Origin of the sequence: Pseudoalteromonas sp. SG45-5 (assembly GCF_014164085.1) — a bacterium.
Taxonomy (GTDB): domain Bacteria; phylum Pseudomonadota; class Gammaproteobacteria; order Enterobacterales; family Alteromonadaceae; genus Pseudoalteromonas; species Pseudoalteromonas aliena.
This window is the reverse complement of sequence record NZ_JACJEM010000054.1, coordinates 15,704-31,945: the sequence shown is the minus strand read 5'-3', so window position 1 is coordinate 31,945 and position 16,242 is coordinate 15,704. Positions and strand designations below refer to the sequence as shown.

Annotated in this window: 14 protein-coding genes; 11 read left to right on the top strand and 3 right to left on the bottom strand. The window is 37.5% G+C overall.

Annotated features, from left to right (window positions below; genetic code table 11):
* Positions 1-238: 238 nt before the first annotated feature.
* Genes H5119_RS16170 through H5119_RS16160 form a run of 3 tightly spaced genes read right to left on the bottom strand, consistent with a single transcriptional unit; the run spans position 239 to position 4,182 of the window.
* Positions 239-763: a hypothetical protein gene (locus tag H5119_RS16170; protein WP_077535863.1), complete on the bottom strand. Its 525-nt coding sequence runs from the start codon at positions 761-763 to the stop codon at positions 239-241.
* Between the two features lie 19 nt (positions 764-782).
* Positions 783-3,464: a DEAD/DEAH box helicase gene (locus tag H5119_RS16165; RefSeq protein WP_220492891.1), complete on the bottom strand. Its 2,682-nt coding sequence runs from the start codon at positions 3,462-3,464 to the stop codon at positions 783-785.
* Positions 3,465-3,483: 19 nt separating this feature from the next.
* Positions 3,484-4,182 carry an NUDIX domain-containing protein gene (locus H5119_RS16160; RefSeq protein ID WP_077535865.1) on the bottom strand — a complete coding sequence of 233 codons (699 nt, stop codon included), beginning with the start codon at positions 4,180-4,182 and terminating at the stop codon, positions 3,484-3,486.
* 186 nt (positions 4,183-4,368) lie between these two features.
* Here H5119_RS16160 and prs point away from each other — a divergent pair, with 186 nt between their 5' ends.
* The 11 genes from prs (at position 4,369) to H5119_RS16105 (ending at position 16,173) form a co-directional block, all read left to right on the top strand.
* The gene (prs, locus tag H5119_RS16155; RefSeq protein WP_138586506.1) at positions 4,369-5,223 is read left to right on the top strand and encodes a ribose-phosphate diphosphokinase; all 855 of its coding nucleotides are present in this window, start codon (positions 4,369-4,371) and stop codon (positions 5,221-5,223) included.
* 10 nt (positions 5,224-5,233) lie between these two features.
* Positions 5,234-6,829, top strand: a complete 1,596-nt coding sequence (locus tag H5119_RS16150; RefSeq protein WP_182702957.1) for a nicotinate phosphoribosyltransferase — start codon at positions 5,234-5,236, stop codon at positions 6,827-6,829.
* Between the two features lie 403 nt (positions 6,830-7,232).
* The gene (locus tag H5119_RS16145; protein ID WP_077535868.1) at positions 7,233-7,652 is read left to right on the top strand and encodes an HPP family protein; all 420 of its coding nucleotides are present in this window, start codon (positions 7,233-7,235) and stop codon (positions 7,650-7,652) included.
* Positions 7,653-8,108: 456 nt separating this feature from the next.
* The gene (locus H5119_RS16140; RefSeq protein WP_182702956.1) at positions 8,109-8,615 is read left to right on the top strand and encodes a hypothetical protein; all 507 of its coding nucleotides are present in this window, start codon (positions 8,109-8,111) and stop codon (positions 8,613-8,615) included.
* Between the two features lie 195 nt (positions 8,616-8,810).
* Positions 8,811-10,679, top strand: coding sequence for a bifunctional glutathionylspermidine amidase/synthase (gss, locus tag H5119_RS16135; protein WP_182702955.1), 1,869 nt, complete (start codon positions 8,811-8,813; stop codon positions 10,677-10,679).
* Positions 10,680-10,745: 66 nt separating this feature from the next.
* A complete protein-coding gene (locus H5119_RS16130; RefSeq protein WP_182702954.1) occupies positions 10,746-11,114 on the top strand; it encodes a DUF2237 family protein in 369 nt (122 codons plus the stop codon).
* Positions 11,115-11,350: 236 nt separating this feature from the next.
* A complete protein-coding gene (gene dps / locus H5119_RS16125) occupies positions 11,351-11,875 on the top strand; it encodes a DNA starvation/stationary phase protection protein Dps (RefSeq protein WP_182702953.1) in 525 nt (174 codons plus the stop codon).
* Positions 11,876-12,155: 280 nt separating this feature from the next.
* Positions 12,156-13,913: a SulP family inorganic anion transporter gene (locus tag H5119_RS16120; protein ID WP_182702952.1), complete on the top strand. Its 1,758-nt coding sequence runs from the start codon at positions 12,156-12,158 to the stop codon at positions 13,911-13,913.
* Positions 13,914-14,466: 553 nt separating this feature from the next.
* Positions 14,467-15,147, top strand: coding sequence for a CsgG/HfaB family protein (locus H5119_RS16115; protein ID WP_138586515.1), 681 nt, complete (start codon positions 14,467-14,469; stop codon positions 15,145-15,147).
* Complete coding sequence (locus H5119_RS16110; RefSeq protein ID WP_182702951.1) at positions 15,147-15,494, top strand: DUF4810 domain-containing protein; 348 nt, start codon at positions 15,147-15,149, stop codon at positions 15,492-15,494. The genes H5119_RS16115 and H5119_RS16110 overlap by 1 nt, the downstream gene beginning before the upstream one ends.
* A gap of 1 nt (position 15,495) precedes the next feature.
* Positions 15,496-16,173: a DUF799 domain-containing protein gene (locus H5119_RS16105; RefSeq protein WP_138586517.1), complete on the top strand. Its 678-nt coding sequence runs from the start codon at positions 15,496-15,498 to the stop codon at positions 16,171-16,173.
* The last annotated feature ends 69 nt before the right edge of the window (positions 16,174-16,242 follow it).

Genomic DNA, 16,242 nt, shown 5'->3' with positions numbered 1-16,242 from the left:
TTATTTTGATATTTAAATTTATTTTCTCTAGCCAGAGATTTTCAGTGAAAGCAAGGCGAATTTACGCGTCAATAGCTGGCCTATTGCAAGTAAATTCAACGCAGTTAGCGCTGAAAATAGCTGCTCGCGATAGATTTATTATCCAGAGTTCAGGTTAAATAGCTATTTAGCTATAGAAACATTAATAGTTGTAAAAATAAAAGCGATAAATATCAACCCGATCAATGTGCTTTAATCATTACCAAATCACTTCTATTGACCATCTAATAATGACGATTAATATACTAAAAATAAAAACAATTATGAAAGCAAGATAATGAAGCATAAATATCATCCCCCCCTCTCCAGCGTCTTCAATAAAAGGTATTAAAAAATACCCATACACAAACCAAATAGTTGCATAGGTAATAAAATGAATAAAATAACTATCTGCAAATATCAATATAGAAGAACTATAGACTGCCATAATGACAGGCATGCAAAAAAACAAAATCATAAAAGTCAGGTATAACTTTTCATAAATATTATTCACGAACTTTTTTAAATTACCGATAGGTTTAACGTCTTCATTCAACCTTTTATTAAGCAACTCACGTACCGACATATTGTGATTTTTTGCTTCAATTTTAATATCATACTCTTTGACCTTTTCGCGTTCTTTTCGTATGGAATACGCCCAAAAAAGTAAAGTAGAAAAAGTTATAATACTCATCAAAAATAATGCATAGTAGCCATACTCAGGCTTTAGTAATGATAACAACATTTAAATTCCTTTTTATAACTTACTGTATTACTTTAAGCTTACTAATAATGTGTTGTACACATGTACTTTTATCTACAACCCATAATCCGTAACTAATCGGCAGTATCTCAATGTTAGCGCGGCTAAATAATTTATAGGTATCGAGCTCAAAAAAATCAGCCCATGGCCCTGGAAAACCAATTAAATTAATCGCAAGATATCGACCATTATAACGGCAGAGAATATCAACATCCGTTCCGGCTATCGTGTAACCAGCCCACGTTTCTATTTTTAAACTAGTTAATTCGCAGATAACACTTCGCTGAAACTTATCAATATCGGAGGTTACATTGTGAGTTGCTTCAAACTGCGTTATTGAACTTATATAGCGTCTTAGTAAATAATGCTCTGGCAATTGCGTTTCATCTATTGATAAAAATACACATTGTTTTTGCCTCGCTCGTGTAATACACATATTAAATACATCTGCTTTATTAATATAAGCCGCAGCTCTTTTAGCGTTATTATCTAGCGCAAAAGAGATAAGCATAATGTCTCGCTCCTCGCCTTGAAAACCAAATGGAGTGGCAGATCTCAGTTTATGCTTTATTATCTCAGCTTCATTAAAGTGAGTTTCTATCTCTTTGGTAATATAATCAGCTTGGCTTCTAAAAGGCGAAACAACCCCAATACTATGGCTGATCCCTGCGCTTTTATCATCAGCAATTTGTTGCTTAATCGTGTTTATAATACTGCACGCCTCAAAATGATTAATACCTGAACTATCTCGAGTTCCATTAACGCGTTGTACCAGTAAGTTACCCGTACTTGTACAGGGTCTGTGCTGCATTATTTTTAACTTTGATTGATAAAAATGCTCGTTACTAAAATTAATTAATTCAGGCTTGCTTCTAAAGTGTTCATCTAAGAATGCCAGTTGTTTATTATCGTTTAATGCATTTAAGGTTAGATCTAAAATAGAGTTATCACGATAGCTCATAACGCCTTTGTCGCTAAAGCTCACATTATTCTTAGACATAAGCTGGGCTTCTTTGTTTTTTGCCAAAAAAGAGCAATGCCTTAACTGCTTAGTATCACCGACAATAATCGCTCTTTTTGCGCGATAAAGTGCAGGTAAACAACTACTGATATTACATTGTGTCGCTTCGTCAATAATAACTAAGTCGAACATTTCGGCTTTTAACGGTAGTACTCTATACAAGGTATTTAAACTTACGAGCCACACCGGAAAAGCCGATAATAAAGCCTCGTATTCTATATTATCAAAAAGCTCAAACTGTCTTTTAGATGTGCGACTACGAATAGCTTGGTTAAATGCGTTTAACGATTTACGCTGAGTATCAATTAGCGCTTTAAGGTTTTTATTTTTTAACGCGCTTAAATAACTACTCGCCAGCTTTTCTCTTTTAATTTGCTGCGTATTTATTTGCTCTAACGAAGACCATTGCTTTGCTAATTTTTGAATACCGCGTCGCGCAAACCGAATATATAAATTTGTAAGCCATTTAATCTCTTTTTCTTCGAGATTTTTGAGCCTTTTCCCTCTGATTATTGCTCGTTGACAAAATTGGCTAAAACGTAACTCTAATTCATTTAATGAGGTATTTAGCTTGTTTAGTTCAGACTCAATAAACACAGAGTTGTCGTGTTCGTCAGCTAAATATCCAGCTAATAAATCAGCAATATAATCTTTTAACTTTTTTAAGAATTCTTTTTGTCCGGCGCGTATAGATACGTCGCTTAGCCCAAAGTTTTCATCAAGCTTATCGGCTATTACATCCAGTGCAGGATTATTGTTTGCTACAATAAGCACCGACTCTCCTCGAGCCATATGTTCGGCTGCAATCGCTGCAATGGTGTAGCTTTTCCCCGTACCTGGCGGCCCAGAAACACAGCCTAAATTAATATTTGCGGCAATTGAGATAACTTTCTTTTGCGCAGCTGATAATAGCCCAGGCAAATAATCGTACTTTAGGTTTTTATTTTTAATTGAAGGCTTCACAGTGCCAATTAAACCGTTAATAGGCGGTGATAGTTTATCTGATTCAATGATTTCTTCTAGCTCATGCAGCACACCTCGGCTACTATTTGAGCGCTCAACAAAAACCAGCATAGAAGCAGGTAAAAGTGTTGGGATTTTACTTTTTAAGGCTTTTTTGATTTCGTCAGAAGCAGCAAGCTCAGGATAGTTTAAAAGCTCAAATAAGTTTAGCGCTATCGGGCTTTCTTTTAATAATGAAGTCCAAAAATAAGCTGACTGAATATCAGCCGTTTCATCAATACTTGTAAGCTTGTTAACCTGTGGTATTAATAGTTGAGTTAATGACTCATTTATATCCGCTTGAGCATCATTAAGAGAAAAATAATAGTCATCCTGATCTTTTTCAATAATCGCCTCATTAAATAAAATAGGCGAAACAACGTGTTTTAACTCCCCCCTAACCTCAAGATTACCAACTAATATAAAGCGTACATAGAGTAATACCCGTTCTCGCTGATAGACCTCTACACGCTTCATCATTTGCTCAGCAAATTCTGCAGGGATTGGAAGACGTGGTAAAAACCCAGAACCTAAATCATCTCTGCCTTCAAGAACAAGGCGATCTTCTTTTTTTAATTTATTTAGATTCCATAAATTTAAATCCGCGCTATCTTCTTTATAGCAATCGCGATAATACGACAGGACGTTTTTACTACTCAAAATTTAATTCCATTTAAAGTTAGACACTTAAATTACGTTCAAAATTTACAATATCAACGCCGGCTTTTACTTTATATAACTGCGCTAAGCGCCCGCCAGATTTAACTTTTTCATCTAGTGTTTCAAACATATCAGCAGCCTCAATACGTCTAATTATACTTTTACGCTGAACAGGTTTACCTATAATAGTTTCAATTACTGACTTCAATTGCCCTACGGTAAAATGCTCTGGCAAACAATAAACAGGCGCCATTGAATACAATGCTTTTTGCTTTAAACGATCTTTAGCTTGCTCAATAATATGTTTATGATCAAAAGCCACTGGTAAATCACTAACTTTTTCAACATCAATCCACTTTGCATCATCAACTGTTTCTATGTGGGTTGATACTTGCGCCTCTGCAATTAAAGCAAAATAAACTAAAGTGACACTAAATCCTCTAGGATCACGATTAATGCCTGAGTATGTTTGCAACTGCTCTAAATATTGAGGCGCCACACTGGTTTTTTCTTTAAGCTTTCTAAGCGCCGTCATACTCACGCTATCGTCAATGTCTATATCAACAAACCCACCAGGAAGTCCCCATCGACCAGCAAAAGGCTCGCTCGCACGCTTAACCATGAGCACTTTTAGAGCACCGTTTTTAACAGTAAACAGCACACTATCAACTGTAAATAATGGGTTTTTGTATTCAGTAATATCGTAATGATTAGTCATTGCATGCCCATGCAAAGTTAATGTCTTAATGACACAATAAATCAAACATATCTCAATTTCAACCTACAGTACAATTACAGACATACTATATGTTCAGTGATTTAGTTTAAAAAATAGCTTGATTACTATAGGTACATTTGATAATTTGTTTGTGTCGCTAGGACACAAACATTAAAAGGACAAAAAATGAAAGTATTTAGCTATGACTCAACAGGAAGTAAATCGTTAGTTGATTATGATAATTTCACTTTTTCTGGTGGTGAAGAGCATGTTAGATTTAACGCCGCTAATTTTTCAGACTCTATAAAAATAGAGATTTTTGAACGACTAACCAATTCTTCAAAAATGGTTAGATTAATGATTGCTGTCGATGCGTTAAAAAGATTAACAAATGACAGCACGCCTATCGAACTTGTTATCCCCTACTTTCCTTATGCACGCCAAGACCGTGTGTGCGTTGAAGGAGAAGCTTTAGGCGCTGCTGTTATGGCTAACTTTATTAATAGCTTAAATTTTTCAAAGGTTACTATTTGGGATGCCCATAGCGATGTATCCCCAGCTTTAATTAATAAAGTAATCAATGTTGAACAAATTTCATTACTTGAGCGCTCTGAAGAGCTAAGCCAAAGACTCTTGCAAGGCGAATTAACACTCATCTCTCCAGATGCGGGAGCAAGTAAAAAAACCATTAAAATTTCAGAAAAGTTCAATGGCGTACCTGAGGTTATTCAAGCTCAAAAAGTGAGAAACTTAAAAACAGGCGAAATAATCAAAACCGAAATTATTGGCGATGTTAAAGGTAAAAGCGTGCTTATTGCCGATGATATTTGTGACGGCGGCAGAACCTTTATCGAACTGGCCAAGGTACTAAAAAGTAATGGCGCTGTTGAAGTTTCTCTTTTTATTACTCACGGTATTTTTTCAAAGGGGCTTGATGTTTTTGAGGGCCTGATAGAGCGTATTTATACAACAGATTCATTTAAACCGGCTAATGAGTTTAAAAATAGTAACACCATTAGTTTACAAATAATTGAGATGTAAGGAAAACACCATGACTATTACAGCTGCAAGTATGCAAAAAGATGTTTATAAAGAATTCCATAGCCGCGCTTATCACCCTGACGTAAGTGAGGTATATGCAAACTTCACATCAAGAAGCGGAAAACTTAGCAACATAGAAAATAACGATAAAGTTGCGTTTGTTGGCCTTCAATACTTTATTAAAAGTTATCTTTTAGAAGAATGGAGTGAGTTTTTTAAAGCTGATAAAGCAACCGCAGTTGCTAATCACAAGCGTATTATGAGCTCAATGCTTGGCTATACAGTTGATGTAAAGTATTTAGAAGACTTACACGATTTAGGTTACTTGCCACTAAAAATTAAAGCATTACCGGAGGGAACGCTAGTCCCTTATTTAGTACCTCCTATGACGATAGTAAATACAAAAGCTGGCTTTCAATGGTTAACAAATATGATTGAAACAGTATTGAGCTGCGAAAACTGGCCAATACAAACCAGTACGACAACTTCTGTCGCATATTTAAAAGTATTCAAAGAATTTGCACAAAAAACAGGAATGCCTATGGAATTTGTGCCGTTTCAAGGCCATGACTTTAGCTTTAGAGGTATGTTTGGCAAACACGCTGCGGCAATGAGTGGCTTTGGCCATTTAGCATCAGGACTGGTAGGTACAGATACCATTCCCGCTGTTTTATTTGCAGAAAAATATTACGGAGCAAATGTAGATAACGAGCTAGTTGGCTGCTCTGTTGATGCAACTGAACACTCGGTTACCTGCTCATGGATTATGGAAGGTGAAATAGAGTTTTTTAAGTACTTAATGAAAGAGCAATCACCAAAAGGGATTTTAAGTGTTGTATCTGACACATGGGATTTTTGGACGTTAGTAACTGATTATCTACCTCAGTTAAAAAGCGAAATTATGGCGCGCGATGGCACCTTAGTTATACGTCCCGACTCAGGCGACCCTGTTAAAGTATTAACGGGTTACAAGGTTTCACCTATCTCTGATTACAGTGAGTTATTTGAAACACAAAAAGAAGCTGAAAAAGAGACTATTCAAAATGGCTTTGAGGCATATCGCTTTAACGGTCAATACTTTGGATTTGAAGATAACAACACTATTGAACTGATGGAATGTGAAGTTAAAGGACTTATAGAATGCCTATGGGATATATTTGGCGGCACAACAACATCAAAAGGTTATAAACTGCTTGATGATCATATTGGCGCTATTTACGGCGACGCTATAACACTAACCCGCCAACGCCAAATTTTACAACGCCTCATGGATAAAGGGTTTGCATCAAAAGTAGTGCTTGGTATTGGCTCTTACAGCTACCAATATGTAACACGTGATACGCATGGCTCTGCTGTAAAAGCAACGAGCGTAGTTAAAGCTGGTGAACGTTTGGCTATTTTTAAAGATCCAAAAACTGATTCAAAGAAAAAGTCAGCTAAAGGGCTTTTAAAAATCGACAGAGTAAACGGCGAACTCACTTTGTTTGATGACGTGAGCGAGCAAGAAGAAGCGCAAGGTTTATTAGAGGTCGTTTTTGAAAACGGCAAAATAGTGAAAGAAACCACACTAAGCGAAATAAGAAGCTTAGTAGATCAACAAATTTAACTCTTTTTAACGAGAAAAAAGTCGCTGTAGTGATACAGCGGTTTTCAATTGTGGATTGTTGGTATTTAAAATTTAAATTTGGCAAAAATGATAATTATCACTAATTAACCTGAACTCTGGTTAAGAGATTTACTAACGTATTGAATTATGCTGATATTTAAATTTATTTTCTCTAGCCAGAGATTTTCTGTGATAACTAGGCAAATTTACGCGTCAATAGCAGCGGGCCTATTGCAAATAAATTCAACGCAGTTAGCGCTGAAAATAGCGGCTTGAGATAGATTTATTATCCAGCGTTCAGGTTAATTACTCAAATAAGACTAAAACTTGATCTAGATAAAGTGCAATGAAAGTAAATGGAACTAAAATAATACTGACTAAATAATGACTAAAAGGTATAAAAATGAACCAAATAGTTTCAGATCTAATGACGTCAGATCCATTGGCAGTAAGTGCAGATCACACCTTGCATGATGCACATAACTTGATGAAAGAAAAAAATATTCGCCATATTCCTGTAATTAATGAAAATGGTGAACTAGTTGGTATGCTGACCCAAAAAATCATGATAGCCAAAGTAATGGGTATTTTAACAACCTACGGCGAAAATGCGCTTAAACGCAAAGAAAAACAAACAAAAGTAGAAGACATCATGGTTACCGACTTTGTAAGCGTAACACCTACGCAACCACTGCGTGATGTTGTCACTTTTTTTGTTGAAAATAGACACGGCTGCATGCCGGTAATTGATGAGCAAAATAAATTAGTCGGCATCTTAACATCATCAGATTTTGTAAGACTTGCAGCTGCCCTATTATCTTAACGAAACCATACTTAATGTTCGCTAGTAAATATTTACAGAAAATGGCGCACTAAATATGACTTATTTTTCAAATAAGTCATATTTACCTTAACTAGGCCTTATTGACCTTTGTGGATTAAAATTTGTTCTTCCTAGGAGCAGCGTCTGTATGGCATTAATGCTGCGTTATCGTCTATTTATGGGGAATAACCACACACCATAGGCTCTACCTTGCCTAAAAACCAAACAGACTGCTGCAAATTCAACCTTGAAAGGTCAACAGACCCTAATAAAAAACCAGTAGCCTTTTGTTGCGGTATTAATTAATCGCTCCTTGTATTTAGCCTATAAAATAAATAGCAGCTAAAGAATAAATAAAGTTTGCCGATAATAAAGGTACACTTATGTAAAAATAGATGCACGAAACATAACAAGCATCTATCGACACTTATTTTATTTTTTAACATGGTAAATATTATGGAAAATATGCGGATTTCAAATACAGCGCCTAATATCGATTTATACACTAAAGGGCTCGCATCATCGAACAAGTCACCCCAGCAATTACTGGCACAAAAATCAGTAACCGCAAGTTCCCAAGTTAATATATCAGCAGAGGGGCAAGATAAGCTCAGACAAGAAACGTCGGCTGATGAAAAACAGGTAAGTTCGTTAAGTGCTCAAGAATCAATTGAAAATGATAAAGATAAGTTAGGTGGAAATATAATTAAGCAACTTAACGACAAAGACGCAGAAGCTGTGAGCGAAGGTGAAAGCACTGAGCCAAAAACACCTATTGATGAGCTTATTGAACAAAAGAAAAAGGAAATAGAAGCCTTAGAACTCCAATTAGATGAGCTAGTTGATGATGGTTCTGAACAAGTTGCTGAACAGAAAAAGGCACTTCAAAATCAACTCATTGAACTAAATGGCCAATTACTCATATTAATGGCAGAAAAACTGAAACTGGAAAAAGATAACTAAATTAAGTCGTTAGCTATCTTCAATTTATTCAGTGCTGCTGTTTTTTAGAGCCGATGCTAGTTAAAACGCCTAATTTGACCATTCCGAAAATTTATAAACTTGCAAATAATAATGCATATTTTATATCTTGCTAAAAACTAGCTTCGCTCCTATAGTCAGCAAATTATCACTCCCTTATTTTGAACCCATTTATCTATGAAAACTTTTGCCCCTGCTAGCGTTTTTGGCACTTTACTCGGTTATGCGCCCGGTAACGTGGCTGTTTACTCATCTGATTACGATACCGCTGATGAAAGCACTTACCCTAATCGTAGTGCCTATCGCAGTTATCTTGATGGTATTTACATGGGCTATAAATGGCAATGTGTTGAGTTTGCACGCCGCTGGATGTATCTCAATCACGGTTATATTTTTGACGATATAGCCATGGCATATGATATTTTTGAGCTTCGTTCTGTGCGCGATGTAAGTAGCCAAAATAGGCTACCGCTAAACGCATTTAAAAATGGTGCTAAAAATCATCCTCAAGTAGGTAGTTTACTGATTTGGGAAGAAGGCGGTGAGTTTGAAGAAACAGGCCATGTGGCAGTCGTTGTTGAAGTTCATGAAGATAAAATACGTCTTGCTGAGCAAAATGTAGGGCATCAAATATGGCCAAAAGATCAAAGCTGGTGCCGCGAGCTAAAAGCAAAAGTAACCAAAGATGGCGACTACTGGATTGAATGCTCGTACAGCGATGCCACTATTTTAGGTTGGATGACACAAACGGATAAAACAGAATACGCTGAACCAACATCTGAGCTAAACAAAGATTTATTTACAATAGAAGCCCATAAAGCAGCCGATACAGGGCAAGCAAACAAGTCATGGTTAAATATTGCGAATGACGATGAAGCTGCTTATGTAGACATGATGCAAGGTCATAAATTAACCTCGGTAGATGAGGATCAACATAATTACTTTGCAATATCACAAACGGCGCAACAAATCATAGAGCATGCAACAAATGAACTCCACGGCTTGTTTATGCACGCTACTGATTATGTATTGCAGCACCCTGAACTATTAGAAAAGTTTAATTTACCCGATGTAGTGCTTAGTAAAATTCGCCAATCGTGGGATAACCGCTTAAATCAGTTAATTACCAGTCGATTTGACTTTGCTTTGACCACTGCGGGTTTAAAAGTTTACGAATACAATTGTGATTCGGCATCATGCTATATGGAAAGTGGTAAAATCCAGGGCAAATGGGGAAAACATTTTGGTGTTAAAACCGGTGTAGATGCAGGTCAAAGTTTATTTAAAGACTTAGTAAAAGCATGGCGTAAAAGTGAGGTAAAAGGCCTTGTTCATATCCTACAAGACGACGAGCCAGAAGAGCATTACCACGCATTATTTATGAAAGAAGCCATTGAAGCCGCTGGCTTTGAATGTAAATTAGTAATTGGCTTAAGCACACTTCGCTGGAATGAATCAGGTAACATAGTAGATGCCGATGGTGCACAATTGAGTTATGTGTGGAAAACGTGGTCGTGGGAAACCGCACTTGATCAAATTCGTGAGGAGTGCGAGGCCGACCAGTCATTAGCTGATGATTTTGAACCACAACTTCAAGCGGGTGAAACTCCGCGTTTAGCCGATGTATTACTGCGTAAAAATGTTATGGTGTTTGAACCACTGTGGACATTGATACCCAGTAATAAAGCAATTTTGCCAATACTGTGGAGTCTATTTCCAAATCATAAGTATTTACTAAATACCGCGTTTGAACTTAACGAAGAGCTACTACAATCCGGTTACGTAGTTAAACCTATTGTTGGCCGATGCGGTGCTAATATTCAGCTTGTTGACGAACAGCAGCAAATTATAGAAAAAACGGTTGGGCACTTTGCATCGCAAGATCAAATATATCAACAGCTATTTGCACTGCCTAAAGTTGATGACTACTTTGTACAAATATGTAGCTTCACAGCTGCAGGTAAATACTCAGGCGGTGGCGTGCGCGTTGATAAAAGTATGATCATCAACGGTCATAGCGACTGTATGGCACTGCGTATCAAATAATTAGGCGCTAAGCCCGAAGAATATACGGATTAAATTTATAAAAATACAACAAACTAAGGCGTCCTTATGGCGAATCAATTTAATGTACTCGGTACTCGTTTAAAGTTATGTTGCGGAAATGGCGGTTACACGCGCGAAGGCTTTTGCTATGTACCTGATTCAGATTTTGGCAATCACAGTGTATGCGCAATTATGACCGACGAATTTTTGCAGTTCTCTAAATCGCAAGGTAATGATTTGGTTAGCCCTAACCCTCTTTACGATTTTGATGGCTTAAAAGCGGGTGATAAATGGTGTCTATGTGCGGTGCGATGGCTCCATGCTATTGCTGCTAATGTTGCACCGCCTGTGGTGCTTGAAGCAACAAATAAAAAAGCATTAGAAATAATCTCACTCGATGTTTTAAAAGCACATGAATATATAACTCAAATTTAAAATACACCTAAAGCGTAATCAAAATAAAGTCTGCAAGTTTTACAAATGTATGCAGACTTTTCAAAAATAAAAGCCATTCATACCAACCAAACTCCTGAAAAAAAACATAATAACTTGAACTTAAAGCACTTTTAAAGTTTTGATGTTTCGGCGTAGTCTTTGCTTTACTAAGACTAGTGATATTTATTATGTAGCGAATACACATAGTAATATTAAATATTTAAGCAGGAGGAATTATGAGTAACAATAACGAATCAAGCAAAATAGCTAAATTTACCGCACCGGGTATGAGTAATGAATCAGCTGAAAAAACAATAGCGACTCTCGATAACCGCATGGTCGCATTAATAGATTTACAACTTACTTTAAAGCATATTCACTGGAATGTAGTTGGTCCTAACTTTATTGGCGTACACGAAATGCTAGACCCTCAGGTGGATGTTGTGCGCGAAATGACTGATACCATAGCAGAGCGCATTGCAACACTTGGCGGCGTACCAATAGGCACCCCAAAATCAATTGTCGATCGTCGCACATGGAATGAATACTCAATGGGTAAAGGCTTAGTGACAGAACATTTAGGTGCACTCAATGAAGTCTATAATGGCATTAACGCCGATCACAGAAAAGCCATTGAGACGCTTTCTGAGTTAGATCCTGTTTCAGAAGACATGATCACCAGCCAACTTGCTGAATTAGAGCAGTTTCAATGGTTTATACGTGCGCACCTAGAGTCATCAGCCGGTGAGCTAAATGGCTAATCTATACACTCCAAAGCAAATTAATCTCTATAAACAATAAACTCTAAGCCCAATATCTAATATATTGGGCTTTTTCTGCTATAAAGTAACCTATTCACAAAGTAATTGTTACTCAACAATCGATGTGATTTTGATTCACGACGACTTTCTTGAACCACGCCCACTTTTAAATGCCAAAAAGCGAATTTATATTACGTAAGTTTTTCTTTTTTCTAACTATACTTCTTTTAATATTAAATTTACTATCAAAACCTTATGACCATTAGTAGGAAAAACTTAAGTGCTGTCACGTTTATATAATTTCATGCCCGGTTTAAACACATTACTTAACTACGAACGTCAATGGTTTGCTGATGATGTAAGAGCCGCGTTATCGGTAGCTGCAGTCGCTTTACCTGTTGCAATTGCTTACGCACAACTAACCGGTGTTAACGCTGCAGTCGGATTATATTCTTGCATTTTACCTATGATGCTCTATGCCCTTTTTGGCACCTCAAAACAATTAATAGTAGGCCCTGATGCTGCAACCTGTGCCGTTATAGCGGCCGTAGTGACACCACTTGCTGCAGGCGACAGCTTTAAACATTGGCAACTTGTAGTAACCATGACCGCTATGACCGGTTTTTGGTGTTTTATAGCCAGTAAATTTAAGCTCGGCGTACTGGCAGACTTTTTATCTAAACCTATCTTAATGGGCTTATTAAACGGTGTGGCCATCACTATTATTGTTGGTCAATTCTCAAAAGTATTTGGCTTTACGTTTGATGAACGCTACTTACTTGAGCGCCTAGGTGGTGTGCCAACTTATTTATCGCAAACACATGTTCCAACATTATTAATGGCACTTTTCACCTTCGGCGTTTATTTTGCCATGAAGCGACTAAAACCAACATGGCCTTCTTCTATGTTCGCTATCGCTTTTGGCGCACTACTCGTGTGGGTTTTTAATTTAAAACAGCTTGATATAAAAACCATTGGTACAGTTACAGGCGGGCTACCGGTTTTTAACACGCCAGCATTCGATTTAGGAATTATTCGTGAATTAGTTGTACCCGCACTTAACTTAGCTATCGTTAGTTTTGTAAGTATGATGCTAACTGCGCGCAGCTTTGCATCTAAAAACGGCTACGACATAGACGCAGATAAAGAATTTAGAGCGTTAGGCATTGCCAATATAGCCTCAGCTCTTTCGCAAGGATTTGCTGTAAGTGGTGCCGATTCACGTACAGCAGTTAACGATGCAACAGGTGGTAAAACGCAGTTAGTATCAATAATCGCAGCCGCTATTATTGCTATAATAGCGATATTTTTAACAGCCCCACTTGAGTTTATTCCCAGTGCTGCACTGGGCGTTGTGCTCATTATTGCTTCAGTTCACTTACTCGATTTAAAGGCCGTTTGGCAACTAAAACGCAAAGACAAGCAAGCATTTTATCTCGCCTCAGCTACATTGCTTGCCGTGTTATTTATTGGCGTGATACCAGGGATCACACTCGCTGTATTATTGGGGTTATTTCAGTTTATTCGCACCGTAATGCGCCCAACCGACAACATACTCGGCGTAGATATTAACGGCGTAGTAAGAAGCTTAGACGCCACAGATAAAGCAAAATCGGTACAAGGCGTATTTATCTATCGCTTTAATTCGCCCTTAACTTATTTTAATGCCAGCTACTTTAAACGCAGGTTACTAGAGCAATACGCAAGACAAAAAGACGACATTCAGTGTGTAATAATTGATGCCGTGCCCTGCTTTACTCACTTAGATTTAAGTGTAATGGCCATGCTTGCCGACCTAGACGTTATATTTAAAAAGCGCGATATAAGGCTTGAACTTGCAGGCAGGAAACGTCAGTTACTTTCATGGTTTGAAATTGCAGGAATGACATCGGGAACAGCAGGCATCTATATTCATTCAGACTTATATATCGCCCTAAAAAGAAATAGCGTAAACCTGCATACACAAGAAGTTAGTTTGTTCGAATCAGACGAAAATAACGACCAGAATATTGACCTAAACCTTATGCGTAAACATTAACTATGACAGTATTTCAATGCGCCCTTCCGCCTTACATTTTAGCTTTGCATAGTTTTCAGAAAGGTACATTAAAATCGCATCCTAATCGAACACACGATTTTCCCTATCAACAATAGCAGGTCTTTAGCGTTTGGGTTAATCGCTTTAAGCTCTTGTGTATGCTGTTCACCTTTTAAAATATCAAGAGGGACAAGTTTAAACGCCAGACCACCCTCTTCTAAAAAAGTGCAACCTTGATTGGATTAGGGAAATTGTGGAAATAAAATTTAATCATAAAGAACCCTTCAATAATTGAGCAACAATTAAGGCGTTTATTGAACACTTGCACCCTCTTTAAAGCTAGCTAATTGATTTTTTTAGCACTAGTTGAGCGAATACTGTTCTCTATTATGTCCCTATAAAGTATATATAAAATTGTATTTATCTTAACTTTTGTATATAAAGTAAATTTGAATCTACGTTATAAATTAGTAACTAACGTATTAAAATATACAAACTAGGCGTTTCTTCAAAAAATTACTTCTTCAACAATCTAAATGGACATAAATAACTTATGTATATAAATCAAAAGCACATAAAAACAATTTTAATTGCCGCCGCTGCCGCTTCTACTTTAGCGGGCTGTGCCACTACATCATCAAAAGTCGTAGAAACACCTACGGTTGCTAGCTATAACACCACCTACACAGGAACAAAGAGTAAGTTGGTTGTTGGCCAATTTGTTAATCGCTCAAGCTTTCAAAACGGTATATTTTCATCTGGGCAAGACCGTCTAGGCAGCCAAGCAAAAACAACATTGATGAGCCACCTGCAACAGACAAATCGTTTTAGTGTTCTTGATCGCGATAACATGGCCGCACTTGCAGAAGAAGCAAAGCTAACGGGAGCAAAGCAAGTTATTAGCGGCGCAAAATTTGTGGTTACTGGTGACGTAACCGAGTTTGGTCGCAAAGCTATTGGCGACCGTCAACTATTTGGCCTACTTGGCAAAGGAAAATCACAAATCGCTTATGCTAAAGTTACATTAAACATTGTTGACGTGACTACATCAGAAGTCATTTATTCGGTGCAAGGCGCTGGTGAATACAGTTTATCTGAGCGTGAAGTAATCGGCTTTGGCAGCACAGCCTCATACGATGCAACATTAAACGGAAAAGTACTTGATTTAGCTATTCGCCAAGTAGTCAATAAACTTGTTACTGGCATTGAGTCTGGTCAGTGGGGCAATAAATAATGAAAAGGTTATTTCCCCTTGCAGTCATATTTGCGGCACTTACAGGTTGTAACGCAACAAAAGAGCCCATCTATTACTATGGCGGATACAATACAGCAGTGTATGCATTTTTAAAAGCCGATACGATAACCGTTGAAGAACAGATTAGCATGCTTGAGCAAACTATTGCAGACGCGACCAACAGAAATAAAGCTGTTGCACCTGGTCTACATGCTCATTTAGGTATGCTGTACTTTGAAACAGGCAACTCTTCACAAGGTACAACTCATTTTGAAACTGAAAAGTCACTTTTTCCAGAATCAGTTCAGTACATCGACTTTCTTCTAAAATCAGCGCAAGGTGCTTAATATGTTTAACTTAAAATCTTGTATCACAGCTGTATTAGCGGTACTACTAGCTGGCTGTGTTTCGCTTCCACCAGCACATGACTACACTGCGTTTAAGCAAGCAGATCCTCATTCAATAATTATTTTGCCACCGCTTAATAATACTCCTGAGGTAATTGCACCCTATAGTGTAATGACGCAAATGGTAGCGCCTATTGCTGAGTCAGGTTTTTATGTTTTTCCTGTCGCTTTAGTTGAACAAACCTTCAAAGGAAATGGCCTTACCGTTGCAAGTGATGTACATCAAGTTCCCGTAGAAAAATTACATGAGATTTTTGGTGCAGATTCTGCACTTTATATCACTATTGAAGAATACGGTACCAACTACGTTGTCATTTCTAGCGAAACGGCAGTAACTGTTTCAGCTTCACTCGTCGATTTACGTACAGGTGATCAATTATGGCAAGGCAAAGCAAGAGCGTCTTCTGCTGAGCAACAAAATAATGGCGGTGGCGGCCTTATTGGTATGCTTGTTGTAGCTGCCATTAATCAAATTGCAGAAACAGTAACTGATAAAGGGTTTGAAATTGCAGCGATGACTTCAACACGCTTACTTTCGTCCGACACGTATAATGGTTTATTGTATGGTCCACGCTCGCCTAAATACGGTCAGCCAGCACCAAGTGAGAAAAAACAGTAATACTTGTAAAACTTAAATAGCTGAATAATGCAATTTTTAGGTCAAATCATTAAGTGATTTGGCCTTTTT

What these genes read in the sequence shown, in the direction of transcription:
- prs (WP_138586506.1), top strand. Translation starts at nt 4,369, where the DNA reads ATGAAAGTATTTAGCTATGACTCAACAGGAAGTAAATCGTTAGTTGAT.
- H5119_RS16145 (WP_077535868.1), top strand. Translation starts at nt 7,233, where the DNA reads ATGAACCAAATAGTTTCAGATCTAATGACGTCAGATCCATTGGCAGTA.
- H5119_RS16150 (WP_182702957.1), top strand. Translation starts at nt 5,234, where the DNA reads ATGACTATTACAGCTGCAAGTATGCAAAAAGATGTTTATAAAGAATTC.
- H5119_RS16110 (WP_182702951.1), top strand. Translation starts at nt 15,147, where the DNA reads ATGAAAAGGTTATTTCCCCTTGCAGTCATATTTGCGGCACTTACAGGT.
- H5119_RS16170 (WP_077535863.1), bottom strand. Translation starts at nt 763, where the DNA reads ATGTTGTTATCATTACTAAAGCCTGAGTATGGCTACTATGCATTATTT.
- H5119_RS16140 (WP_182702956.1), top strand. Translation starts at nt 8,109, where the DNA reads ATGGAAAATATGCGGATTTCAAATACAGCGCCTAATATCGATTTATAC.
- gss (WP_182702955.1), top strand. Translation starts at nt 8,811, where the DNA reads ATGAAAACTTTTGCCCCTGCTAGCGTTTTTGGCACTTTACTCGGTTAT.
- dps (WP_182702953.1), top strand. Translation starts at nt 11,351, where the DNA reads ATGAGTAACAATAACGAATCAAGCAAAATAGCTAAATTTACCGCACCG.
- H5119_RS16160 (WP_077535865.1), bottom strand. Translation starts at nt 4,182, where the DNA reads ATGACTAATCATTACGATATTACTGAATACAAAAACCCATTATTTACA.
- H5119_RS16130 (WP_182702954.1), top strand. Translation starts at nt 10,746, where the DNA reads ATGGCGAATCAATTTAATGTACTCGGTACTCGTTTAAAGTTATGTTGC.
- H5119_RS16115 (WP_138586515.1), top strand. Translation starts at nt 14,467, where the DNA reads ATGTATATAAATCAAAAGCACATAAAAACAATTTTAATTGCCGCCGCT.
- H5119_RS16105 (WP_138586517.1), top strand. Translation starts at nt 15,496, where the DNA reads ATGTTTAACTTAAAATCTTGTATCACAGCTGTATTAGCGGTACTACTA.